The organism is Thiofractor thiocamini (assembly GCF_055384375.1).
On sequence record NZ_AP042389.1, the window covers coordinates 1,599,347 to 1,624,254 of the forward strand.

The 24,908-nt window shown below is 35.9% G+C and carries 27 protein-coding genes; 5 read left to right on the forward strand and 22 right to left on the reverse strand.

Translation table 11 applies throughout. The features are described from left to right. The first annotated feature begins 3 nt into the window (after positions 1-3). Positions 4-1,011 carry a tRNA 2-selenouridine(34) synthase MnmH gene (gene mnmH / locus ACZ47B_RS08075; protein WP_464894036.1) on the forward strand — a complete coding sequence of 336 codons (1,008 nt, stop codon included), beginning with the start codon at positions 4-6 and terminating at the stop codon, positions 1,009-1,011. Between the two features lie 15 nt (positions 1,012-1,026). Here mnmH and ACZ47B_RS08080 read toward each other — a convergent pair whose 3' ends face one another. Genes ACZ47B_RS08080 through ACZ47B_RS08105 form a run of 6 tightly spaced genes read right to left on the reverse strand, consistent with a single transcriptional unit; the run spans position 1,027 to position 4,246 of the window. Then, entirely contained in the window at positions 1,027-1,392 is a 366-nt protein-coding gene (locus ACZ47B_RS08080) for a NifB/NifX family molybdenum-iron cluster-binding protein (RefSeq protein WP_464894037.1), read from the reverse strand. A gap of 8 nt (positions 1,393-1,400) precedes the next feature. Beyond that, positions 1,401-1,745: a NifB/NifX family molybdenum-iron cluster-binding protein gene (locus ACZ47B_RS08085; protein ID WP_464894038.1), complete on the reverse strand. Its 345-nt coding sequence runs from the start codon at positions 1,743-1,745 to the stop codon at positions 1,401-1,403. Beyond that, a complete protein-coding gene (locus ACZ47B_RS08090) occupies positions 1,745-2,626 on the reverse strand; it encodes an ATP-binding protein (RefSeq protein ID WP_464894039.1) in 882 nt (293 codons plus the stop codon). Before ACZ47B_RS08090 ends, ACZ47B_RS08085 begins: the two co-directional genes overlap by 1 nt. Then, complete coding sequence (locus ACZ47B_RS08095; RefSeq protein WP_464894040.1) at positions 2,623-3,486, reverse strand: nucleotide-binding protein; 864 nt, start codon at positions 3,484-3,486, stop codon at positions 2,623-2,625. The genes ACZ47B_RS08090 and ACZ47B_RS08095 overlap by 4 nt, the downstream gene beginning before the upstream one ends. A 3-nt stretch (positions 3,487-3,489) precedes the next feature. Then, positions 3,490-3,780: a hypothetical protein gene (locus ACZ47B_RS08100; protein ID WP_464894041.1), complete on the reverse strand. Its 291-nt coding sequence runs from the start codon at positions 3,778-3,780 to the stop codon at positions 3,490-3,492. Positions 3,781-3,796: 16 nt separating this feature from the next. Further along, positions 3,797-4,246 carry a DUF134 domain-containing protein gene (locus tag ACZ47B_RS08105; protein WP_464894042.1) on the reverse strand — a complete coding sequence of 150 codons (450 nt, stop codon included), beginning with the start codon at positions 4,244-4,246 and terminating at the stop codon, positions 3,797-3,799. Between the two features lie 256 nt (positions 4,247-4,502). Here ACZ47B_RS08105 and ACZ47B_RS08110 point away from each other — a divergent pair, with 256 nt between their 5' ends. Beyond that, positions 4,503-5,987, forward strand: coding sequence for a DUF3373 family protein (locus tag ACZ47B_RS08110; RefSeq protein ID WP_464894043.1), 1,485 nt, complete (start codon positions 4,503-4,505; stop codon positions 5,985-5,987). Positions 5,988-5,994: 7 nt separating this feature from the next. Then, on the forward strand, positions 5,995-7,143 hold the full coding sequence (locus tag ACZ47B_RS08115; RefSeq protein WP_464894044.1) for a c-type cytochrome: 1,149 nt from the start codon (positions 5,995-5,997) through the stop codon (positions 7,141-7,143). 13 nt (positions 7,144-7,156) lie between these two features. On the opposite strand, the gene ACZ47B_RS08120 is transcribed toward ACZ47B_RS08115, so the two are convergent. The 8 genes from ACZ47B_RS08120 to ACZ47B_RS08155 form a co-directional block, all read right to left on the reverse strand. Next, positions 7,157-7,663, reverse strand: a complete 507-nt coding sequence (locus ACZ47B_RS08120; RefSeq protein ID WP_464894045.1) for an NADH-quinone oxidoreductase subunit B family protein — start codon at positions 7,661-7,663, stop codon at positions 7,157-7,159. Positions 7,664-7,692: 29 nt separating this feature from the next. Further along, positions 7,693-9,060 (reverse strand): hydrogenase large subunit, encoded by a 1,368-nt coding sequence (locus ACZ47B_RS08125; RefSeq protein WP_464894046.1) that lies wholly within the window; start codon positions 9,058-9,060, stop codon positions 7,693-7,695. 4 nt (positions 9,061-9,064) lie between these two features. Then, positions 9,065-10,471, reverse strand: coding sequence for a proton-conducting transporter transmembrane domain-containing protein (locus ACZ47B_RS08130; RefSeq protein WP_464894047.1), 1,407 nt, complete (start codon positions 10,469-10,471; stop codon positions 9,065-9,067). Then, positions 10,464-11,060, reverse strand: a complete 597-nt coding sequence (locus ACZ47B_RS08135; protein ID WP_464894048.1) for a hydrogenase — start codon at positions 11,058-11,060, stop codon at positions 10,464-10,466. The genes ACZ47B_RS08130 and ACZ47B_RS08135 overlap by 8 nt, the downstream gene beginning before the upstream one ends. A 2-nt stretch (positions 11,061-11,062) precedes the next feature. Continuing rightward, positions 11,063-11,989: a respiratory chain complex I subunit 1 family protein gene (locus ACZ47B_RS08140; protein ID WP_464894049.1), complete on the reverse strand. Its 927-nt coding sequence runs from the start codon at positions 11,987-11,989 to the stop codon at positions 11,063-11,065. Further along, complete coding sequence (locus tag ACZ47B_RS08145) at positions 11,986-13,869, reverse strand: proton-conducting transporter transmembrane domain-containing protein (protein WP_464894050.1); 1,884 nt, start codon at positions 13,867-13,869, stop codon at positions 11,986-11,988. Before ACZ47B_RS08145 ends, ACZ47B_RS08140 begins: the two co-directional genes overlap by 4 nt. Positions 13,870-14,086: 217 nt before the next feature. Further along, on the reverse strand, positions 14,087-14,686 hold the full coding sequence (locus ACZ47B_RS08150) for a cytochrome P460 family protein (RefSeq protein WP_464894051.1): 600 nt from the start codon (positions 14,684-14,686) through the stop codon (positions 14,087-14,089). A gap of 69 nt (positions 14,687-14,755) precedes the next feature. Beyond that, the gene (locus tag ACZ47B_RS08155) at positions 14,756-14,971 is read right to left on the reverse strand and encodes a hypothetical protein (protein ID WP_464894052.1); all 216 of its coding nucleotides are present in this window, start codon (positions 14,969-14,971) and stop codon (positions 14,756-14,758) included. 63 nt (positions 14,972-15,034) lie between these two features. Between ACZ47B_RS08155 and ACZ47B_RS08160 the strand changes: the two genes are divergently transcribed. Next, positions 15,035-15,640 (forward strand): trimeric intracellular cation channel family protein, encoded by a 606-nt coding sequence (locus tag ACZ47B_RS08160; RefSeq protein WP_464894053.1) that lies wholly within the window; start codon positions 15,035-15,037, stop codon positions 15,638-15,640. Here the strand turns inward: ACZ47B_RS08160 and ACZ47B_RS08165 are convergent. Genes ACZ47B_RS08165 through ACZ47B_RS08185 form a run of 5 tightly spaced genes read right to left on the reverse strand, consistent with a single transcriptional unit; the run spans position 15,630 to position 20,257 of the window. Next, positions 15,630-15,821, reverse strand: a complete 192-nt coding sequence (locus ACZ47B_RS08165; RefSeq protein ID WP_464894054.1) for a hypothetical protein — start codon at positions 15,819-15,821, stop codon at positions 15,630-15,632. The genes ACZ47B_RS08160 and ACZ47B_RS08165 overlap by 11 nt on opposite strands. A gap of 30 nt (positions 15,822-15,851) precedes the next feature. Further along, the gene (locus tag ACZ47B_RS08170) at positions 15,852-16,331 is read right to left on the reverse strand and encodes a hypothetical protein (protein WP_464894055.1); all 480 of its coding nucleotides are present in this window, start codon (positions 16,329-16,331) and stop codon (positions 15,852-15,854) included. Beyond that, positions 16,328-17,620, reverse strand: a complete 1,293-nt coding sequence (locus tag ACZ47B_RS08175; RefSeq protein WP_464894056.1) for a TolC family protein — start codon at positions 17,618-17,620, stop codon at positions 16,328-16,330. Before ACZ47B_RS08175 ends, ACZ47B_RS08170 begins: the two co-directional genes overlap by 4 nt. Continuing rightward, on the reverse strand, positions 17,617-19,143 hold the full coding sequence (locus ACZ47B_RS08180) for a DHA2 family efflux MFS transporter permease subunit (RefSeq protein ID WP_464894057.1): 1,527 nt from the start codon (positions 19,141-19,143) through the stop codon (positions 17,617-17,619). The genes ACZ47B_RS08175 and ACZ47B_RS08180 overlap by 4 nt, the downstream gene beginning before the upstream one ends. Further along, positions 19,136-20,257, reverse strand: coding sequence for an HlyD family secretion protein (locus ACZ47B_RS08185; RefSeq protein WP_464894058.1), 1,122 nt, complete (start codon positions 20,255-20,257; stop codon positions 19,136-19,138). The genes ACZ47B_RS08180 and ACZ47B_RS08185 overlap by 8 nt, the downstream gene beginning before the upstream one ends. Before the next feature lie 116 nt (positions 20,258-20,373). Between ACZ47B_RS08185 and ACZ47B_RS08190 the strand changes: the two genes are divergently transcribed. After that, positions 20,374-20,991 (forward strand): TetR/AcrR family transcriptional regulator, encoded by a 618-nt coding sequence (locus tag ACZ47B_RS08190; protein ID WP_464894059.1) that lies wholly within the window; start codon positions 20,374-20,376, stop codon positions 20,989-20,991. Here ACZ47B_RS08190 and ACZ47B_RS08195 read toward each other — a convergent pair. Genes ACZ47B_RS08195 through nspC form a run of 3 tightly spaced genes read right to left on the reverse strand, consistent with a single transcriptional unit; the run spans position 20,966 to position 24,908 of the window. Next, a complete protein-coding gene (locus ACZ47B_RS08195; RefSeq protein WP_464894060.1) occupies positions 20,966-22,420 on the reverse strand; it encodes a TrkH family potassium uptake protein in 1,455 nt (484 codons plus the stop codon). The genes ACZ47B_RS08190 and ACZ47B_RS08195 overlap by 26 nt on opposite strands. Continuing rightward, positions 22,402-23,715: an NAD-binding protein gene (locus ACZ47B_RS08200; RefSeq protein WP_464894061.1), complete on the reverse strand. Its 1,314-nt coding sequence runs from the start codon at positions 23,713-23,715 to the stop codon at positions 22,402-22,404. Before ACZ47B_RS08200 ends, ACZ47B_RS08195 begins: the two co-directional genes overlap by 19 nt. A 41-nt stretch (positions 23,716-23,756) precedes the next feature. Next, a complete protein-coding gene (nspC, locus tag ACZ47B_RS08205) occupies positions 23,757-24,908 on the reverse strand; it encodes a carboxynorspermidine decarboxylase (RefSeq protein ID WP_464894062.1) in 1,152 nt (383 codons plus the stop codon).

The following is a 24,908-nucleotide window of genomic DNA, read 5'->3' on the forward strand; positions in this document are numbered from 1 at the left end:
ACTATGGTAAATACATTTGATATAAAAGATTTTTTAGATGGTATTGATGAAGATGCACTTCTTATAGATGCAAGAAGCCCTGCTGAATTTGAAGAATCACATATAAAAAATGCTATAAACTTATATGCTTTAGATAATAAAGAGAGAAAAGAGGTAGGCACACTTTATAAAAAGTCTCCATTTGATGCTAAAATGCTTGGAGCAAGTTATATAAGTAAAAATATAAGCAAACATTTACAAAATGAGTTAAAAAATTATACTCCAAAAACCAAGATATTTGTTTACTGTTCAAGAGGTGGACAACGAAGTGGAAGTATCGCAACTATACTTGATAGTATCGGCTTTAGAGTTTATAAACTTAAAGGCGGCTACAAGAGTTATAGAAATCATGTGCTAAATTACCTTGATAGTTTTGAGTATAATAACTTTATAGTGCTTGACGGATTGACCGGGAGCGGCAAAAGTCTCATCATAAAAGAGTTTGAAAACTCTATAGACCTTGAAGGATTGGCAAATCACTACGGATCGAGTTTTGGAGCTATAAACGGAGAGCAACCTTCGCAAAAACAGTTTCAAAACTCTTTGTTTCATGAACTCCAAGGAGTAAACAAGTATGACTTTACACTACTCGAGGGAGAAAGCAAAAAGATAGGAAAACTTCATATACCAAACTTTTTATATAAAAAGATGCTAAAAGCTCCTCGTGTCTGGATAGAATCCCCCATAGAAGACAGAGTTGAAAGGATACTAAACGACTACAAAAATGTTGATAAAATTTTTTTTGAAAATGCTATGCAAAAAATTGCACCATATATAGAAAAAAAACATGCCAAGGAGATCAAGGAAGCTTTTTATAATGATGATCTGTATAATTGTGCAAAAATACTACTTGAAAAATACTATGATAAAGTTTACAAGCATCGTGGAAACTATGATATCACTATCGACTTTAAAGATATCAATCAAGTAGTCAAAGATATAAAACTTTTCGCCGACAATGTATTTGGGTGATACATCACCCAAATATCAATGCGCGGAACAAGTCCCTTGCCCGTTACTTTTTTCAAGCTTACCTGCTAAAAACATATCAATAGAGTCTTTTACCGTAGGTGAAACTCTGTCAAAATATAGATCAAGCCCTGCTTTTGCAAAACCTTGAGCGGGAGCACCTCCGATACCACCGACTATCAAAGCATCCGGCTTTAGACTTAGTATATTCGTTACCGCATTGCCACATGCTCCTCCACTGTGACCCGGATTTTCATATACTTCCACATCTTCTAACTCTCCATTTTGCAAAGTAACGACCGTATAAAACTTCGCTTTACCAAAATGTGCTCCTCTTTTACTTAAGTAGCCCATATTTTCATCCGTTGGAAATACCAATCTCATTTTTTCTCCTAAAATTGCAGTTGTAGTCTGCCATCCTTAAAGGCTTTGTAAGCATCTTTCAATGCAACATCTCCGGCTCCTACATATACTTTTATGTTCGATTTTTCAAGTATTTCAAGAGCTTTTTCTCCCGCACCGTTTCCTGTGATGATAGCCTGCGCTCCTGATTCGAGAGCTTTTTTGGCACTTTGAAGCCCCACGCCGTGAGCTTTTTGTTTGGCTTCATCATTGGTTATGGTTGTTAATGTGTCACTATCTTCGTCATAAACAACAAACATTTCAGCCCTTCCAAATCTGGGATCAACCAGGTCATCCCAGCTACTACCTTTTGCGGTAAATAGTATCTTCATCATTATACTCCTAAACTATTTTTAATTTCATTCCAGCTTTTTATCAACAGTTGTGATATATTGGAGTTGCCATCATACTCTATCATAGTTTTTGCCCTACTTAAAGCTTTTGTAAAAGTTTCGTCATAAGGCAATTTTGCAATGATTGGTATATTTTTCTCTTTTAAAAACTCTTCCAATTCTTTACTCATTGGTCTGTTTAAGTCATGCTTGTTGATAATGCAGACACTTTTCAAAGAGAATGACTCACAAAGCTTTAGCACTCTTTTTAAGTCATGCAATCCTGAAACTGTAGCTTCAGTTACAAGAACTACCAAATGAGCTCCACTAAGGCTTGATATAACAGGACATCCGATCCCGGGACTTCCGTCAACTATCATATACTTTTTCTCTTCTTGTTTTGCCAATTCTCTCGCAGTAGTTTTTACTTTTGCCACAAGCTTTCCTGAGTTTTCAGCCCCAAATCCAAGCTTTGCATGCACCATTTTGGTTCCGGTTTTTATATGAGAGATAAAAAGTTCACCCGCTTTTTGCTCTTTCATCTCTATAGCTCCGGTAGGACATACTCTACTGCAGTACCAACAACCTTCACAAGATATGGGATCAACTCTGTGTTGATTTTGGATAACATTTATAGCATCAAATCTGCATACTTCTTTGCATTTGCCGCAGTTCACACAACTCTCTTCATCTATAAAAGCTATCTCACCGCTATAAAAATCCTCTTTTTTATCAAAATCAGCTTTTAAAAGCAAGTGCATATTTGCTGCATCCACATCACAGTCAGCTATGATCGCATCCTCTTTTGCCAAATATGCAAGAGATGAACTTATAGAAGTTTTACCTGTACCTCCTTTGCCTGAGATGACAACTATCTCTCTCATATTTCAACTCCGACTTTATCTTTTAAATAATTTATTAAACTCAAAAGAGACTCTTTGAAGTGATCAATTTTTTTGTATACCAATTCACCTTTGGCATACTGCTTTGCCACCTCTTTGTCATTTAAAAATTTAGCAGCTATATCGATACCCTCTTTTTTGCAGTATTCCTCTACTTGATCATCCCCTATGCCATATCTGTTTATCACCACCGCAAATCCCTTTTTGATAACTCTCATAGTTTCAACCGCAAGAGTTAAATCATTTAGTCCAAATGGCGTGGGCTCTGTAACAAGCAGTACAAAATCACTCTCTTTGGTAGCTTCTATAACCGGGCAACTGGTACCTGGAGGCGCATCATAAATCCTTATAGAGTGTGGAAAATTCTCTTTTGTGAACTTTATGGTTTGAGATATAAGCGGTACTGCCATCTCTTGACCTATATCCAACCTACCTTCTACAAAATCAAAATTGCCGGTTTTATACTGTTTTATAGTTCCTATCTTTTCTCGCACCATAGGTAAAGAATTTGTAGGACACAGCTCACTGCAAGCATAACAACTATGGCAAAGCTCCTTGCAAACCAAGATCTCTGACGGTAAGGCAACTATAGCGTTAAAGTTACAGTTTGTCGCGCACTCCCCACAAAGAGTACAATCTTCACTCTGCCATTTTGGAACCATTTTATATGATATATTTTCTTCTTTTGGCACCAAATCCAAAAACAGTGAAGAGTTTGGCTCTTCGACATCCAAATCACTAAGAGCTATTTGTTTTCCGTTTTCACCCAAATAGCTTGAAAGGTTGACTGAAAGGGTGGTTTTTCCTGTTCCACCCTTTCCGCTTGCTATGGCTATATCCATCATCTAATCTTTGCTGATCGCTCTATCTGCTCGGTTGTAACCGAGTCCTCTACCATTTCCTCTTCCAAATCCTTCCCCATTTCCCTGACAAGGAGCATTATGGGCATTTCTACCGCCTCTTCCCTGTCCGATGCCGCTGCCATCTTTTAAATCTCTGCTGATATTTCCTTCCAGAGCAAACCTGCCTCCAAAGCCTCTATGGTTGTCTACATTAAAAAAGCCTCTTCCTTGTCTCATTCCGAAGCCTCTGCCTCTTCCTTGTCCTCTGCCAAAACCTTGTCTATTTCCCCTCATAACATACTCCTTATTTTTATTTTTGTATAAATTTTTTACACCCTTTTTCAGGTGTTCCGCCGTTTGTTGTGTACTCTTTTGCACCTTTTAAAAAAAGCTCATACCTTTTACACTCCGTTCTTTTTATACATTTGTCATTATTGCAAGCAACGATTTTTTCTTCTGCCATTGTTTCTCCTTTCATACTTAATACCTCTATAATTTTTTTATTTAAAAGGGCATCTGCCACCTTTTTCCTTGCACTTGAAATAACCCTTGAAAAAGTTGTTCTTGATATGTTCATATTTTGTGCACACTCTTCTTGGTACAATCCTTCAAAATCAGCAAGCCTCAAAGCTTCCATCTCATCTTCAAGTAAAACCACCTTCTCTAGATCGGATGCTTTTATACCGCATGGCTTAAAGCACAAGCTAGTATGGTCCATATCTATACATCTCTCTTTTCTTCTTCTTCCCAATCCTCTCATTTAAAAACCTTTATGAACATATGTGCGAATTATACTGCACATATGTTCATTTGTCAAGAGTTTTATAAAAAATATTTTTTACTTTTTTAATCTGACATTTAGTATTACGGATGTATAATAAAAAATATAATAAATAATTTTATGAATAAACATTCATATATTTAATTAACTATTTATGTGTTGTTTGTGATAATTGCACTCAAAGATTGTATAAATCATTGATTTTACAGTCAAACAACACGCAAGGAGAGCTATAATGAAAAGATTAGTTTCGCCGGCTTTGGTCGGACTTTTTTTGTTAAGCGGTTATGCCAATGCCGAAGATATGAATCTAAAGCAGGAAGTAGAACAACTTAAGAAACAGATGGCAGAGTTAAAAAAGGCACAAGAGAAGATAAACATCTCTGCACTTAAAAGAGAGATATCAGAAGTTAAAGCACACGACGGTCATGATAACATCAAATGGAATGTTGACTTTAGAACAGCTTTTGACTATATATCATACAAGCACGAGAGTGGTAAAAAAGATTCGAACAGCATCTTCACAAACAGGCTCTATTTAAATATGGCTTATGCTCCAAATGACAACTTGGCATTTTTTGGCACATTGGCATATTATAAAACTTACGGGCAACAGCTTGGAGCAGCCCAAGGATTCAACTATTTTGACTGGGTTGTTAACGAAAGTGCCAATCCTTCAGATGAACTTAGAGTCAAAGAAGCTTATTGGCTCTATAGAAATGATACTTTTTTAGGTGTAAAAACTCCTTTTACAGCTAGTTTTGGTAGAAGACCGGCAACTGACGGGCTTCTTGCAAACTATAGAGAAGATCAAAAAGCGAAATCACCTATCGGACACATCATTAATACAGAGTTTGACGGTGCAAGCTTTGGATGGCAGCTTGAAAATATTACCGGAATCTCAGGAATGTATTTCAAAATCTGCCTTGGAAGAGGTATGAGCAATGTTCATTCAAGATATTATGGTATCACCTCCAATACCACTGGTACAGGCGGGCAATATTTCGTAAATCCTGGCGCACTTGACTATACAAAAGTTGATGGAGGAAGTACAACTGACCTTGGCGGTTTTATATTTAAACCTTATGATGATGGACAATACTCAGTACATACCACTTTGTTTAAAGCATTCAATCTTCCAGGTATGGTATTTGCAGGTATGTCAGGATCAAATCCTACTTACAATTTTGCCCAAACAGGTGATTTAGCCGGAGGTGCCATAAGCTTTATAGCTGACGGTATTGGTGATGGCATAAGTGACTTCTTGGACGACACGACTATATTTGCATCATTTGCATTTAGTAAAACTTATCCAAAAAATGGACTAAGTATGCTTGGCTCACCTGACTCTCAAACAGGATCTTCTATATATCTTGGTACCAACTTTGATGCTCCGTTTGTAGATGGGGGAAGAATAGGAGTCGAATATAATCACGGAAGTAAATACTGGAGAAGCTTTACATATGGTGAAGATACTTTGGCAGGCAGCAAACTTGCTACTAGAGGTGATGCTTATGAGTTCTGGTTCAACAAAGAGTTGATAGGCAAAAAACTTACCGCTCAACTTAGATACACATATATGGATTACAAATACACCGGAAGCAATGCTTTCTTCGGTGATGGTGGAACTCCTATGACAATGAGTGAAGCTAAAAATGCCGGAATGGATCCAGTTAATAGTGCTCAAGACATAAGACTTTATATAAGATATAGATACTAAGATTTTTATGAGTAGAAAATTGCACAGGAGAAGCAAAAGATCAGTTTTGCTTCTCCTTTTTTTATCAAGTATCTACTCATACATTTTTGCGATATCACCCGTAAATGTTCCGGGTAATTTAAAAGATATCAATGCAACTTCAAAAGCATGGCTAAGTTCCAAAGAGTATCCTGTAACATTTTACAGTAAAGATACTAATCTCTCTCTTTTTTTTAAATCTTCACTTAAACTTTTGAAAAATAACCGGGATATCGCTTTACTGCTGAAGTTTGAAAAATCGGACTTTTTCGATCCAAGGCTTTCAATAAATGACTTGAATAACTCTTTCACTTTTGGAGTGGAATTTTCAGACAACAACTTGAGTGATATAAACAACTTCCCGATATCTCATATAAATTACAAAAAAGAACATACTATAACAAAAGATGAAAAGATAAACTACATAGATAACAATATATCGATTGTACAAGAAAAGAGCAGTATCATTTCCAATAAAACTAGCAAATATGCTTATACAACAATAAATTCCCTCAAATCTCCTATGTTAACAGATGAAAACAAAACTACAAACATAGGCCAAGATGAAAACAGTATCTATGTCATCAAAACTCTGAATGATAACTCTACCTTTGTAAATATAGCTTTTCAAGCTCTCTTCAAAGATGGTAACGACACTGTAAAATACAGGACAAAATGGCTTAAAGTACAGCTTGTTCCGAATGATACAGGCTTTTTAACGCCGGAAAGCTTACCTGTATATGATATAAACAATGGGAAAAGCATCTTTACCCAAAACTGTGTAGCATGCCACAGATACAATGATGACAAAACCGCTCCGGAAGGTATCGCTCCAATACTTACAAATGTAGGTGGCTGGGCAAATAAAGAGTATCTAAAAGGTATACTACTACATCCTGATAAATATCAAACCAAAAAGTATAAAGAACTTATAAATTCAGGTAAAATCATGCCAATGCCCTCATATGACTGGCTTGAAGAGAAAGAACTTGGAGATTTGCTCTACTTTTTACAAAGTTTAAAAGCAAGCGATAAAAATAAAAGTAACGTTACTGATGTCAATTCATCTGTAACCATAAATGATATGACAAACTTGGACAACAATATAACTTTTAATGACACAAACCTCTCAAACTAAGATATAGGCACCTCTAAATCTTCTTTAGAAATTCCAAAAAACCTTTGATGATATCTTTTGGTTCAGGTGGACAACCTGGTATGTGATGTACTACAGGTATATGATTTTGAATATCACCTTTTATGGCAAAAGTTTTTTCAAAGCTCGATAAGTTAGCCGGACAATCACCTAAAGTTATCACCCATTTTGGAGATGGAAGCTGTTCATAGGCATTTAGCAAATGATGATGCATATTGAAAGTACACACTCCGCTTACCAACAGCACGTCTGCATGTCTCGGACTCGCTACAAAGTAGATACCAAGTCGTTCCAAATCATAGTATGGATTAGATAGTGCATTACACTCCGCTTCACAGGCATTGCAACTGCCGCTATCTACCATCCTTATAGCCAAACTTCCGGCAAATCTCTTTTTGATAGTATCTTTTATCTCTTTTTTTATCTGTTCTAGCTCATTGTCTATATCAACATTTTCCGTTTTTATACTATCTTCAAATCTCTTTTTCCAAAATCTAATCACTACAATTCTCCGTTCTCAATTATCCATTACTACAAGTCATTCCCGGCATAACTGAGATCACAGCTCTTATTGATAAGCGGAAAATCCGCTATGATATTGCCATTCATCATCAGATGAAGCACCTGCCAGTTTATGAAACTTGGATCTCTTGCATAAAATCTCTCTATAATCCCATCTTTGATCTTAACAAATAAGAACAGTTCACCTAAAGAGCTTTCTACAAAACTATAGTATTCACCATCTTTAAAATTTTCAAACTTCATTTCTTCTTCTTTAAAGTCCAAAAAGTTTTTTATCATTTCGATGGAATTAAAAACTTCATCAAGCCTTACTTTAAATCTTGCAGCAACATCGCCTGTTTTTTCCCTTTGAAGCTCAAAGCCGTTATCTATATAAAATTTATCGCTACTTCTTGCATCATTTTTTAGACCGCTTGCTCTTGCAACCACTCCAAGTGCTGAATACTTTATGGCATTTTTGGTTGAAAGAATACCTGTAGTATCAAATCTATCAAGCAAAGAGGGGATATCCAATATCCAGTCTTTAAACCATTGCATGTCATTTTCAAGCTTTTCTAAAAACTTTTTCAGTATATTTGTATCGAATTTCTTGCTCTCCCCCCTAATGGCTCCAAAACCAAATCTATGACCGGCAATATCTTTTAAAATTCTTCTTAACTCTTCACTCTTTTGGGAGCAAAATGCCAAAGCCGAACCAAAGCCCGCATCATTTGGGATAAATCCAAGATCGGTTAAATGATGTATTAGCCTTTCAAGCTCAAGCAGTAGAGCATTGTATCTTCTTATCTCAGGCGCTATCTCCTGACTTGAAGCTTGAGATAGTATCTTAAGATATGCTTTTTGGTAAGCTATACTTTCATTGCCACTTATCTTTTCAACTATATCAAATATCTCAAAAGGTTTTTTACCTTCAACCATCTTTTCTATGGCTCTATACTTGTAAAAATGCCTTACTTCAAGATGGAGCATATTTTCACCCTCTTGTGAAAACTGAAAATGTCCAGGCTCAATGATGCCGGCATGAATGGGTCCAACTCCCACCTCAAAGACACCGTCACCATTTATCACTTCATAATCATATGGTTTAAAATCATCAAATTCAAGCTCTTTTTGATTAAAACTTTTTAGCATAGGGGAAATATCAGGAAATCTTTCATGGTGAATCAGTGTTCTTTTATCAAAACTCCCCTTGAACTCTATGCCAAAATCATCACTTATCTTTCTTTCAAACCATATGGCAGCAGGATATTTGTCAGTTATACTTTTATGATTTTCTTTTTCACTTTGTATATATAAACTGCCATCTTTTTTTTCATAAAATGTTTTAATTTCTATTGCCTCGCCCAAATCAATGCCAAACCTTGCTATAAATCTCATCTGTTTATCCTATACTTCTTAAAAATGTAAAAACTTGGGGTAAAAGCAAAAGCAATGCTGAAAGTGCGAGTATGACTATAGCGATGGTTTCAGAAAGATAAACCTTTTTTTTAACCTCTATACCTTCATACTTCATGGATTGGTAAACTTCGATAAATTTATAAAATATGATAGATAGAAAAAGAAGTAAAAGCGCAACCGCTCCAATCATCAAAAGCAGATGATGAGAAGTTTTAGCAAGCTCTATCATGCCTCCAAAGCCATATAGCTCACTGAAGAACATGGGGCTTGGAGGAAGTGAAACGATAGAGAGCATCATAGCACCAACCGTAAAAGCAAAAATTCTTCCTTTTGATGTTACATACCCTCTCAATGCTCCTGCTATATGGTACTTTCCGCCACTTTCCAAAACTCCTGTGGAGATAAAAAGAGCAGGTTTTAAAAATGCATGGGCCCCAAAATGCAAAAGTGCCGCAAAATGAGCTCCACTTACCCAAAATATCGCTATAATCGCCATATGCTCAATCCCGCTCAAACTAAAAAGTCTCATAAAGTCTTTAACCCTGTAAAGTAAAAATGAAACTACAAAAAGAGTAAGCAAGGAGTATAAAAGTGAAAATCCTATCAAGTGCGAATAATTTATCTCTTTTGCAATAAGGGAAAATCTAAAAAATCCTATCATAATAGCGCTCTCTAATATCCCGCTAAAAAGTGCAGCCACCGGATAAAAAGAGGCTCTTTCAATATTGGCTAACCATAAATTCATAGGGAAAAATCCCATCTTAACGAACATTCCAACTGCTACAAAAGCAAATCCAAGTTCAAAAAGATAACCATGCTTTATCATATCTACATTTGCAAGAAGGGAAGAAAATTTGATGGCATCCTCTCCAAGATAAGGTTTTGCACTGGCATATATAAGAATGATACCAAAAAGTATAAGTGAGATCGCGATAGCTCCAACTATCATATAGTTCCAAGCTTCCTTGTGAGCAAAAGCGGTCGAGTTAGTCTTTATCATATAAACAGTGCTAAGTGTCGCTGTCTCAAGACCTATCCAGTAAATTCCCATAGAGTTTGAAAGGATAGAAATAGTTAAACCTATCCAAAATGTAGCAAAAAAGCGGTAAAAGTTTTTGTATGCTTTTTCACTGATCTTTACATGTTTATCCAAACTCATCATAGCCAAAGTTATAGCAACTCCAACCACAACTGAAGTAAAAAGTATATATCTTGCCAAATTATCAAGTATAAACAAATCTCCATAGTAACTTATATCCCCTTTTCCAAAAGAGAGATAAAGAGGTATCGACATAAAAAGTGCTAAAATCGGCATGATAAATTTTACTCTTTTTATATCAAAAAAAGAGGCAACAAATATCAAAAGAGGCGCAGACAAGAAACTAAACATTTTGCATTTCCTCTTTTTTAAATAAAAGATTTATGACGACTATCGCCATCAAAAGATCGAAAAATATACCAAGTTCCACCAACATCGGCATACCGCCTGTGGCACTGATACCAAGTAAAAACAGTGCATTCTCCATAGATAAAAAACCTATGATCTTAGGGGCTATGTTTTTATGCTCAAGCATGAGGATCAAAGATAGAAACATTGCGGCAATTGATATGGCAACATAGTTTTGGTGCGAGCTTATACCTCCAAGGATCGGTTCACTTAGGTAAAAAGTAAAAACTATAACCGCAGGTACCAGGATAATGGTATAGGATATCTTGATATTGGGTGCTATTTGCCTTTTTAAATCAAATTTTCTACTAAGGCATTTCAAAACATAAGGAAGCACAAAGCCTTTTAGCACAATCGTTACCACACCCGTCAATATCATAGGATTGTCGTGTAGATTTTGCCCTACAAGCAGTGCTGCAATACCTAATGAAAGGGAGTTTAGCGCATACCAAAGTATAAGCATATGAAGTCTCGTGGTAAAAAGTGATACTATCAAATTTGCCAAAAAAAGCCCTATAAAAAAATCGATCATTTCTAACTTCCCAATATATAAAAACTTATAAGTGATAAAAATGCAAAAACTATGGAGATACCAAGCAAGTTCGGCACTTTAAAGAGTCTCAGTTTGGCCATATTCGTTTCAACTACTACTACTGCCAGCACAACCAAAAGAATTTTAAATAAAAATATAAAAAAAGAAAAAACAGGATTTGCATCAAGTCCAAAAGGCATAAAAAGCGAAGCAAAGATTGTAGCAAAGATGATAAACTTCAAACTACCGGCTATCTCAACAAGTGCCAGATAACCACCGCTGATATCCAGTATCATAGCTTCATGCACCATAGTAAGCTCCAGATGGGTTTCGGGATTGTCCACCGGGATCCTGCCGGTTTCAGCGATGAGAAGTATGAAAAAGCTGATAAATGCAAATGTAAAACTCGCCATATGTTGAACAGGAAAATGCTCGTTTAGGTTGATTGCTGCCTTTGCAATGCCTAGGTTGTTACCCATCAAAGAGATGCTAAAAACAGTCAGTATCATAGCAGGCTCGACCAAAGCCGATATAAAAGCTTCTCTGCTTGAGCCTATACCTCCAAAGCTGTTGCCCGCATCCAGTCCCAAAAGCATAAGAAAAAAGGTCGAAAGCGCCAAAAGTCCGGTTATGGTAAAAGCATCCACAAACCCTATGTAAAAACTTTTACCAAATATCGGAGGCAAAAAGAATAGCACCAAGACAAGAGGCGCAAGCACCAAAAAAGGTGACATATAAGTTATGGAACTTGCCTCTTTTGAAGTGATACTCTCTTTTTTAAATAGCTTCATCAAATTCATATAAGGTTGCAAAACAGAAGCAGGTTTCTTATAAAAAAGCCACATTTTAAGTGATTTGATAATACCAAGTGCCAACGGAGATATAGAGGCTATAAATATTATAGAAAAAAGATAGTAGATATAATTCATCTCTTATCCCCTATCAATAAAATCTTTACAGAGATAACAAGTAGTATCGCTTCAAGTATCAAATTTGCCCAGCTAAAATCACCTGAGACTATCCTGTATCCAAACAAAACCGAGAGCATAAGGTTGAAGATGATAGCAGCATATCTGCTTTGTTCAAAGTGGGCGACCTTATAAACAAAATAACTGATAAAATTTACCGATTTTTTTGTACCGGCATACAGTGACTTCTCAAAAAGTGGTTTCACATGTACTTCATAAAGTGCGGTTTTAAACTTGCTCTCATGTCCGTGAAAAGTTACTTTTTCATAATGCTCTTCAGGTCTGTACAGCCATGAGAAAAATCTCCTGATAGGTCCTGCAAATCCTGTAGCGGAGTACTCACTCCTTGGGTTTGTTTGGTATCCGCAAGCCCAGGAGCTTACTTTTCTTGCAGGCAGTTTCAATGTTTTATAAAACAGGCTTATCATCCATGTGATAACCAAAAGTGCTACAAGCAAAATAACAGGAGATACCACTCCCCCATTATCCGCAACGGAATGCATACTCAAGTAACCATCTTTGAAAATCATATCATAAACAGAGATTTTATGTAGCATTGTAGTTGCTTTGTCAAAAAGTTTTATATATATGGGAGTTATGAGCATCAAGGATATCACAACCAAACTCATCAAAACCATACCTGTTTTCATCAAAAAGTTTGACTCTTTTGCATGTCTGGCATTTTTGCTTCTTGCAAGTCCTAAAAAAGTAATACCATAAGCTTTTACAAAACAGGCTATCGCAAGTCCTCCGGTAAGTGCTAAAGCAAAAACCGCAAAAGGTATGGATATCTTTAGTGAAATTTGTGAAATGGAACTTGAAGAGAGCATTGACTGAAATATCATCCATTCGCTTAAAAAACCGTTTGTAGGAGGAAGAGCTGATATGGATATGGATGCAAGCAAAAATGTAAAAGCGGTAACTGGCATACTTTTTATAAGAGAGCCGTACTTTTCCATATTTTTGGTATGTGTTTGATGCAACACACTTCCGGCCCCCATAAAAAGAAGGGACTTGAAACTCATATGGTTAAATGTATGAAAAAGTGCCGCGATAAAAGCAAATGCACTTAAACTGTAAAGATGTAAACTGTCAAATATCATCCCCATACCAAAGCCTATCAAAATGATCCCTATATTTTCTATGGAGTGATTCGCAAGCAATGCTTTTATATCATGTTCACTTAGCGCATAAAGAACTCCCACAAGAGAAGAAAGAGCCCCGAGTATCAGTACCACTATCCCCCATTCCAACTGCCAGGGATACAATACATCAAACAAAAATCTAAAAAAAGCATATATGGCAACTTTCAGCATAACTCCGCTCATCAAGGCGCTGACCGCACTTGGGGCTTCAGGATGTGCATAGGGAAGCCATACATGAAAAGGGACAACTCCCGCTTTACTTAAAAATCCAAAAATCATCAGGAAAAAAAGAAGTGTGGGATAAGCAAAACCGTGAGCTATACCGCCAGCCTCTTTAAAAGTAAGCAAAAGATCGCCGTTTGATATGATAAGAAAAAAAAGTAGTATGAAAACAAACCCGAAGTGGGTCATAAAAAAGTAAAATCTTGCTGCGTCTCTTGTACTCTTTTCTTTTGGGTTATTAAGGATAAGCTGCCAGCTTGTAAGGCTCATAAGCTCCCAAAAAAAGAGAAACAACAAAAGATTGTTCGATATAACCACGCCTATCATAGAAAGTATAAAAGCAAAGTAGTGTATATGGTAGTGAGCTTTTGCTTTTATGGCACCCATGTACCCGAAAGAGTAAAAAAGATTTGGCACAACGCCAAGCAAAATCAGTACTAAAAATATGATAGATAAAATATCAAAAGAAAACATTGTTTTTATAATCCCGGAAAAATAGTTATACTCAACTCAACCCTAAGTTCCCTGTTTTAGTGAGTAAAAAGTTGAGTATATAACCAAGATAGCTACTGTGAGTTATCCGACAAGAAGTTCAAGTCAATTGTGGCGGATTATATCTAAAAAGTGCTTATATATAGTTAAAAAACTGCAAAAATGTTTGCAGTTTTTTAACTTGGAGAGTATATATGTTTTACATTGAGCCTATAAGGGTGGCTTTCGGGCTGATATTTTTATCCTGGATAAATAAAAAGTCTCCGCCGGAAGCTGCCGAGTGGCAAGCTATACATCCTTTTGGCATACCTTTTGCTACTTTTCCCGCAAGCTTCATACCTTTTGGATTTGACAAAATTTTCCCGTCAGGGGCATATTTCACCCAAAACCAATCAGCATCGGCCGGATCATACCCCGGTCTTTTGGCCATTACGGTGATAGATGCCAAATACTTGGATCTGTCGGCTGCGACTTTATCTATGGTCATATCTTTACCCCGATAATTTCTCTTGACAACCACAAGATTTCCATCTATCTTGCCTTCTAAAACTTCTCTTACTTTTCCGTGAGGCGGCCCTCCCATATACAGCTTGGATGCCGTAGAATTAAAGCCCATACTTTGAAGCTTGTTCCATAGAGCGTGGGCATAAGCTACATCGCTTTTGTTGCCAAAGGGCATCATCATAGGCTTTGCCATAGACTTGTTTTGCATTGAATCCGAGCTATCGCTAGCCACCGCACATCCTGATATAAAAAGAACCGTTGCACTAAGTGCCAAAGCAGTGTGTTTTATATTCATAATTGCCTCCTTGAGTAATTTTATAAAAGAATTGTACTTATCAAATGTGTAGTATATGTTTAGAAAGAATTATGATTTGCAGTTTTTGTAAATATCTTCAACCCACTCTTTGAGTTCCTCATCTTTGTTTTTCTTAGATGATTCAAAAGTGGATTTGATCTTTTTCAACTCTTTGGTATCCAAAAGATTTAAGACATTAAGGCTTAGTGGTTTGGCATTTGGTGTTGATTCTATAAGAGTTGCTATCTCTAAAATAAGGTTGTCTTTATCTCTGTTTTTACTCATAGAGTAATTGTATGATATATGAGTAAAAAAGTCAAATGCAGCATGTTTTGGTATAATAACCGGATGGATATACTTGAAATTGCCGATATGATTGGTATCGCTGCTTTTGGGCTTAGTGGTTTTTTGATAGCTGTTCGAAAAGAACTTGATCTGCTTGGGGTTATACTTTTTGCATTTTTGACCGCTTTGGGCGGCGGTATCATCAGGGATATCATCATAAATCAAACTCCCGTATCTTTGAAAGATCCTTTGCCTTCTTTGATAGTCATAACGGTTATAGTATTGGCAAAATTCTCTAAAATGGCTAAAAAAACCAAACCTGAGAGATTTAAAGTTTTTATATTAAGTGATGCCATGGGACTTGTATCTTTTAGCATAACCGGAGCGCTCATAGGAATAGGAAATGAGTTGAATTTTTTCGGTGTCGTCATACTCTCACTCAGTACCGCCATAGGGGGCGGTGTTTTAAGAGACATTCTTATCAATGAAGTCCCTCTTATACTTACGAGTGGATTTTATGCTACGGTTTCGGTTATCATTTCCACTCTTTTGTATATGGCTGATTATTTGGGGTATGTAAACGATATAACGATCACCTTCGTATTTGTATTTGGTCTTTTTTTAAGACTTTTTGCATACTACAAAAACTGGAATTTGCCTACTGCGTAGATCCAAACCCGTCGTACTTGATACTGTCTTTGGATATTTTGACTTTTTCGGCACTACAGCCGGTTTTATAAAAAGAGGAATTTTTTCCAAACGGATGAATATCGGCAAACTTGGTATAAAGATAAAAAAGTATAAAAGCCCAAATGACATAAAACAGAATTTGCTTAACTTTTACTTTCATACCCATCCACACATTTACTTATTCACTCTTTCATTTTGTAAGCCTGTTTTTCCATTCATGATCAAGCAATACCTCTTCAAGTGAGATAATATATCTTTTTAGATCGGTTTTATCTGCTTTTTCAAATATATCACCGTTGTATTTTTTCAGATTGCTTTTTATGATGAAACTTTTATCTTTGGGATTTATCAAGATAAAAATGAATTTTTCAGCATATTTGTTAGGATTTAATTTTCTTGGGTGTTTTTCCATCCTCTTAAGCTCACTGTCTGCAAAATTCAATCTATCTTTTATCCCGTTTATGATCAACGCTCTAAAATCTATACCATAATCATATAAAAGTTTTTTATTTAACACCTTATAATGAAGAAATGTATCGCTCTGTTTTGTTATAACCCCGCTGTTATCCTCCAATATTTTTACACCACCTTTTTTAAGATAACTATAAACCCCCATATAAGCCGCTAAAATTATCAAAACGATTATAATGATATATAAAACTCTCTTCATTTAACAATCTCCTTAAAATAACCCAATCCCGCTTGAAGTATGATTTTGTATCTTTGGAAGAATATTTTAGCTTTATATTGCTCTACTTTTGCTTTTGCTTGAGATAATTTAGCTATAGAGCGACTTAGCTCATCAGCGGAACTGAGTGCATTTTCAAATCTTCCTTTTATAAGTTTATAATATTCCTGCTGACTTTTCAACTGCTCTTTTGCCGCTTTTAGCTTTGCTTTTAAAGACTCTAACAGAAAGAAAGAGTTTTGGATAGCGGTTTTGACGACTCTTTTATAATCATTTATATATAGCGCAACAGCCTCTTTTTTCAGTCTTGCCGCCTCTTTTGCTCTTGTTTTGGCAAATCCGTCAAAAAGATTCCACTCCAAACTTAGCCCTATGTAGCTTTTATCGGCATTATCAAAACCGTTACCATTTAGCCTTAGAGTATCCCCCTCTTTTTTTATACCCCCCACTACCGCGATAGTAGGATAGAATTTACTCTCAGCCAATTTTATATCACTCTTGGATATATCCAGCTCTTTTTCGGCAACCTTTATATCTTCCCTGTTTTGCAAAGCTTCTTTGATAATGTTTTGCCTATTTGCAAGCTTGATATCGCTATCAAGTTGTATATTTTTATCTGCTTTAACTCCGCTTAGATAAAAAAGAGTGTTGCTTAGAGAATTTTTTTGAGCTATTAATGTTTGAAGTGAAGCGATTACATCATATTTTTTTGCTTTTATATTATAAACTTCCGAAAGATTAACAAGTCCGTTTTTATACATCTTATCCGCTTTTTCCAAAGATATATCAAGTGCCTTAACCGCCTGTTTTGTAGCTTTTATGGCTTGATTTACAGCATATATGTCGCTATAGAGTTTGATGGATTTTAGATAAAGCTCTCTTTTTAAATTTTTTGTTTTAAGTTTGGATTTGATTGTTTCAAGCTTTGCTTTTTTTATAAGATTTTCAGTGGCATATCCCGTAAAAAGAGGGTATGCAAAACTTATCTCTCCTGTTATATTATTTCTTGTACCAACCGCTGCAGTAATCGGAGGCAAAGGAGCTATATCAAAAGTAGCTTCAGGAGTGTCTTTTAACCGTATGGCATTGAAGTTCAAGTCAATTTTCGGATAATTCTTCCCCTCGTAAAATCCTACCATTTTTTCCAGCGCTTTTGTTTTTTTCTCACTTGATTTGACAAGCAGACTATCGTTCACGCCTTTTAGGACATCTTTTATGCCAATTCCAAAAAGAAACAAAGGCGGCAGTAGCAGTGTAAAGATTTTTTTCATGATAATTTTCCTTTTCTAAACAATTTGGTCACAAATAGCATCACAACAAATATAGAGCCTATCGCACCCCAGTGTGCTGCATGCATAAACACATCCCCGAATCCGTAATTATAACTCATCAATGTTTCGTAACCGTTAAAAAATGCTTTTACCTGGTCAAGCGAAACTCCAAGAAACTCCTTTACATTCATAAGATAATCATTTATAAAAGCCGGGTTTTGCAACTCCTCAAAATGTTGAAAGTTGAGATTTTTAAAATACTCCATATTGTTTGTAGCAAGAGCTGTCCCAAAACTTCCGCCTACAAACCTTACATAATCCATCAAAACTATAGCAAGTTCACCTTTTTCTTGAGGAGCATTTTGCAAAAGCAGCACCGTAGCCGGTGCAAAGAAAAGTCCCATCGCTATACCAAAAGGTATGGTCAAAAGTTCAGCCTGCATGAGCGGGGTATAATAGTTTAAAGTTGGAAGCAAAAGGTATGAAGTGGATAGATAAATGATACTAGAACCTAGAAGAACATTCTTTGCTCCAAATTTATCACTCAATGCCCCCGCAAGAGGAGCGAAAAACCCTATAAAAACCGCAAAAGAAAATACAGCTATCCCCGCATCCAAAGTTGGAAGCATTTTGATATGTTCATAATATACAGGCAAAAGATAAAAGTACTGGTACATACTAAACCCCATGATGAACGTATATAAAAATATCCCGTTTGTAAAATCAAAGTTTTTAAAAAGGGTAAAGTCTATAAGCGAATCTTTTGAGACTATCTCGACAAACGCATATATCAAGTAGCCTATAATGGATGCAAAAAATAAAAATACTATCATTTCATCATTGAACCACCCTCTTTGTTGGCCTTTTGAGAGCATTATAAGAAGCGATATAGTAGCAAACGAGATAAAAAAAAGACTTAAAAAATTAAAATTGAGCTTTTTAAACTTCAAATCTTTTGGCAAATACAAAAGCCCGGCAGTTACAAGCAATATGCCGACGGGCACATTGATGAAAAATACCATTCTCCAGCCGTAATACTCGGTCAGATATCCCCCAAGAGTAGGCCCAATTGCCGGTGCGAAGCTAACTCCAAGACCAAATATACCCATAGCAAGCCCTTGCTGCTTTGGAGGAAAATATGAAAATATCATGATATGACTTGTCACCATGATAAGAGCTTCGCCGACTCCCTGGATAACTCTGAAGATGATGATAGAGCCTAAAGTATCACTCATACCGCAAAAAAATGAAGCAACTGTAAAAAGAAAAACCCCTATCAAAAAAATCTTTTTAGCTCCATAACCTTTTATCAAATACTCCGTAATCAAAAGAGCGATCGCGGCAGCTATCATGTAACTTGTGATGATCCACTGCACACCGTACATATCACTTGCAAGTGGACCTGTAAGCTTAGGCACGATGACATCGACAACAGTAGTGTCAAGTATCGCCATGAATGCTCCGGTCATAACGATAATGCTAAAAAGTGCTCTTTGGGATTTGGTTACATCCCAACTATTCACTCTTCACCCTTTTTATCGCTACATTCAAACTCATTCCAACTCTCAAACCTTTTTTCTCTTTCAACTTGATTCTAACCACAAACCTTTGATCAAGTTTAGTAAACTCTCCACTTGCTATGTCTCTAGGAACCAGCGAGAAGGTTGAAGCAGAAGCCGGCAATATGGACTCCACCACTCCGTCATATTTTTTATCTTTTATGGCGTCCGCTTCTATGGTTACAGGATTGCCGACTTTTACACCATGAAGTTTCTTTTCCGAAAGCAGTACTTCGGCATGTATATCATTTGGATCGACCAAAGCATACACGGGGTACCCTTTTGCTATGACTTTATTGTCATTTACAAATCTTTTAGCTATAACTCCGCTAAAAGGAGCATAAAGATCACAGTATTTTATCTTCAGCTTCAATTCTTCAAGTGAGTTTTTCAAAGCTTTTTTTTGAAACTCCAAAGCTTTTATGCTTTTTGCTATCTCTTTTACATTCAATCTGCTGTTTTTTATAAGATTTAGTTTCTCTTTTATATTTTTTAGTTTAAATTTTGCACCGTTTAATTCCTCTTTGGCTGATGCTATCTGCTCTTTTAGTGACTTTAGTGCGGTTTTAGACTGCTCAAACTTATCTTTTGCTACAAGCTTTTTAGAAGATAATCTTTTCAATCTTTTCGTATCTTTTTGAAGTTGTTTTAATTTTGTCAAATTTGATGCTATAGAGAGTTTTAGCGATGAAATTTTACTCTTAAAAGCATTTATGTCATTTAAAGCTATAGTTTTTGAAATATTTATATCTTTTGAAATTTTATCTTTTTTATATACGAGAGATTCTATCTTATTTTGTAACGATGTGATAGAGTTCTCTGCTTTTTTTGCGGCAACTTGAAAATCACTCTTATCAAAGCTTGAAAGTAGCACACCTTTTTTAACACTATCGCCTTCTTTGTACAAAAGCTTGTCGATCTTACCTCCGACTTTGAAGTTCAAGATACTCAAACTATCACTTTTTACAAACCCCGCATCACTGACGGCATTTTTACTTCTAAATTCAAGATAGTCATATCCTTTGTAGCCAAAAAACAGTATCAATAATAAGATAATAGCCAAGCCTAATTTTTTCAAAGCAAAACTCCTAAGATTTGATAGTGAATTATATTCATTTTTTTATAAATTTATTCTGAATTAAGAATTTTATTTATATAATTACAAATAACTGATGCTATACACCGGGAGAGTTTATGAGAAAGAGAATCAAAGAGGAAGTGAATGCCTTAAAAAAGAAGATGATACTTGAAGCCGCTCAAGATTATATAGAAAAAAACGGATATCAAAATTTTAAGATAAATGACTTATCAAAAATTTGCGAAGTTTCCGTGGGAGCTTTATATCAACTTTTTGAATCAAAAGAAAATCTCTTTTATGAATATGTGCTTTTTCAAATGGAAAAATTTCACAGCAAACTTTTGGATCTATGTTCCGATGCCACTTCGCCTAAAGAGAAGATACTCATATATACAAAGCTGAAACTGCAAACTTTCAAAGAAAAAGGGAAAGTTATCCAGGAGCATATCAATTATGATCCTCTTTTTATCCTAAAACTGGGCAATCAAGACAAAGCCGTAAATCTGATAGAACACTTCCTGGCTGATGAGTTTGAAAATCTCTCCAAAAAAACACCTCTTAAAACAGATAACTATATAAGACTTTCATATGCATTTTGCGCTTACATACTTGGCTTCATAAAGTATCATTTCATAGATGACTCTAAAAAAGAGTATGACATAGATAAACTTTCCAATGAAATAGTCGAAAACTTTTTATATGGATATGTTAAAACTTCTTCCAGAAATTTTTAGAGAAAAGAAGTGCCACAGTATAAAACTCCAGTCTTCCTATGATCATGAAAATCGCCAAGATGATCTTGTCATACCATGAAAAAAATGCATAATTATCCACAGGCCCAACATGCCCGAAACCGGGACCTATATTGCCCACGCAGGCGATGGCGGCACTGACTGATGTAAGTGCATCATATCCTCTGGCATAAAGGTAGAGTGTCAAAACTGCGTTAGATATGACAAAAAGCATGAAAAACCCCGCGGTTGCGCTTAAAACGTTGTCTTTTACTTTGTTTCCGTTTAGAAATATGCTAAGCATTGCATTTGGATGAAGTATCTTTTTTATCTCAAGTGCGAGAGACTTTAGTAAAACTATATATCTTACCACTTTCATACCTCCTGCGGTTGAACCGGTATTGCCACCTATAAGCATCGCCAAAAAGACTACGACTACGGCAAAATGCCCCCAGTTTTCGTAATTTAGAGTTACAAATCCAGTAGTCGTAAGAATGGAAGAGATGGTAAAAAACCCATGTGTCATAGAAAAATATAGTGAATCTGTGGAAGTTTCATAATGTATCAAAGATAGAGCAAAACCAAGAAGTATAAATATCTTTATATACCATATGTTTTCTTCACTCTCATAGCCGCTCATGTCATTGTAGAAAAATCTCAAATGTGCCAAAAAGTTCATGCCTGAAATGATCATAAAAACCGTTGTGGTCCAGATAATGATAGAGTTATCATTATAGTAACCTAAAGATGCATTTTTTGTCGAAAATCCACCGGTTGAAATAGTGGCAAACGCATGGTTTATCGCATCGAATATACTCATGCCTTCCATATGCAAAGCCGTAGCATCCAGTAAAGTTATAAGTGCATATACACCCCAAAGTCTCAAAGCGGTATCTTTTATCTTTGGGGTCAGTTTTTCAGTTTTTATACCGGTAGATTCTGCTTTAAAAAGTGCCAAAGAACCACTTGGATTGATGATGGAAAAGAGTCCGACGCCCAAAACGATGATACCCATACCTCCTAACCAATGTGTTAAAGAGCGTAACATCAAAACCATCTTTGGCAAAGATTCGATGTCCGTATAAACAGTAGCCCCCGTTGTCGTAAAACCGCTTATAGCCTCAAAAAAACCTGAGCTTAAAGGTATATTGGTATATAAAAAAAGAGGGAAGGCGCCCATAAACCCTAAAAGTATCCACACAAGATTTACCGCCAGGATACCCTCTTTGACATTTAATTCAACCTTGTGATGTCTCAGTGCAAAATATATCAAGCTACTGAAGATAAAAGATAAAATCACAAATATCAAAAAGTTATTTGCATTTTCCTTGTAGATATAACCGGTTACTACAGGTATCATAAAAAAGATACTTAACGCCATTTGGGTAATGGAGATAAATTTTAAGATATTTTTTACAGAGAGTTTATCCATTTTTCTATCGTTTCGGCATCTTTGTCTGTTCCAAATGCCAAAACAACGTCTCCTTCTTCAACTTCGCTTTTCTTTTCGAAGTCTATGATTTTATCCTTTTTTACGATATATGAACAACTGTTAGGTATGTCCAAAGGTCTTATGAGCGTATCCAAAAGAAGTGAACTTTTGCCTATCTTTCTACTCATCAAGACACCTTTCCCTCCACAATACTTTCTTTGGCTTATGATAGAGCTAGAACTTATCTTTTCCAAGATGGAGTAGTAAGCATTCGTTTTAGGGCCTCTTACTGCAACGATACCAAGCTTGTGCATAAGATAGTAGTGCTCCAAATCATTATTTATGGCTACAACTTTTTTGATATTGTACTCTTTTGCTTCAAGGCATTTTATGATATTTTCCTCATCATTTTTGGAGGTTGCCACAAGCATGTCGGCATTTTCAAGATTTTCTTCTTTAAAAAGGTGGTGTTCACCATATTTGGAATTTATAACAGTTACATTTTCCCGTAATACATCTGAAGCTTTTTTACATTTTTGTATATCTTTTTCTATGATTTTTATATTGACATCATAATTGGAAAGAAGAGACGCTATCTCAATTCCGAGCATATCAGCTCCAAAAATAACTATATTTTTTATATCCACCGGCATTTTAGGATCAAGAGAAGAACATAGATCTTTTATCTTTTTAATTTCTCCAAATATATATATAAGGTCATCTTTTTGTGTTGTCTCATAAGCACTTGGTATAAAAAACTCTCCGTCTCTTTCTATGCCGACCACTTTTACGCTATTTGAAATGATTTCTTCTAAGGGCATAGAACTTGTTGCTCTAACCGAGATAAGTTTTTGTTCAAACTCATTAAATGTTTTTACATTGTTTGCTTTAGGAAAATCAAGCAGAGATTTTACAGAATTGGCTGATAGATAAAACGGAAAGACTGAAACGGTTATACCCAACTTCTCCCCTATACTTGACTTCGCAAAAAATTCATTTCTAAGTCTTATTATCTTATCTTTGACCTTTATGGTTTCATCTGCTATGAGAGTCGATATGATATTGGTCTCATCCATATCTGTTACCGCTATAAAAAGATCCGATTCTCTATCAACCAATGAGTCATATGTCTTTGGATTTTCTATATTGCCTACGATAGCAAGTATATCTATGCTTTCTTGGAGTCTGTTTAGCGCATCTTCGTTTTGATCTATAACTGTCACATTGTGTTTAGTACAAAGTGTCTTCGCCAGCCTAAAACCTACTCTTCCCGCACCGGCTATAATGATATCCATATATACCTCGAATTTTTTATAATATTATACAACTTTTTTAACTAAATTCTTCTTTTATAATCTTCATAACCAAAACTTTTAACTACTTCAAAGTTTCCGTTTTTTCTAAGTATTCCCAGACTTGGGAGCCTGACACCGTTAAAAGTGGTATTTTTAACGATTGTATAATGCATTTGATCTTCAAAAATGACCTTATCGCCTATCTCAAGAGGTTTGTCAAAACTGTAGTTACCCATAAAATCCCCTGCCAAACAGGTGTTGCCTCCTAATTTTATGGTATATTTTTTTTCACCCTCTTTCCCTGCATTTCTTACTTCTGCACGGTATGGCATGATAATGGTATCTGGCATATGAGCTTCAGCCGAAGTATCGAGTACGGCTATATCTATACCGTTATGAACTTTATCGACCACACTTGCAACAAGCACTCCGCTTTGCCATCCTACAGCTTCACCCGGCTCAAGATATACTTCGATACCGTCATATCTCTTTTTAAAATCCCTGATGATATCTATAAGTTTATCTACATCATAGTCATCTCTTGTGATATGGTGTCCTCCTCCAAAATTTACCCATTTCATTTTGGGTATATATTTACCGAATTTCTCTTCAAAACTACCAAGAACCGCCTCCAATGCGCCGGCATTTTGCTCACAAAGTGCATGAAAATGAAGTCCCTCTATACCGTCAAGAAGTTCCGGCTTGAACTCAACTATGGTTACTCCAAGCCTCGAGTTCATCGCACAGGGATTGTAGATAGTAGCTTCGGAAAAAGAGAGTTGAGGGTTCACTCTGATACCGGGACTGACTTTTCCTCTTAGCTTATCCTTATGTCTTGTGTACTGTGAAAATGAGTTGAAGGTTATATGATGGGAAAGCTCGATGATCTCATCTATAACGTCATCCTTAAAAGCAGGAGAGTAAGTATGTATCTCCTTTTTAAACTCTTCATTTGCCAATCTCGCCTCATAAAGCCCACTACAGCAACATCCGTCAAGATACTCTCTTGCCATATCAAAACTTTTATAAAATGAGTATCCTTTAAGCGCCAAAAGTATCTTGGCTCCGCTTTGCTCTTTTACATACTTTAAAAGCTTCAGGTTTTGCTCTAAAAGCTCCTCTTCCAAAACATAACAGGGGGTCGGTATCTTATCTAAAACCAATTCGACTTTACTGACTCTTTTTATCTTCAT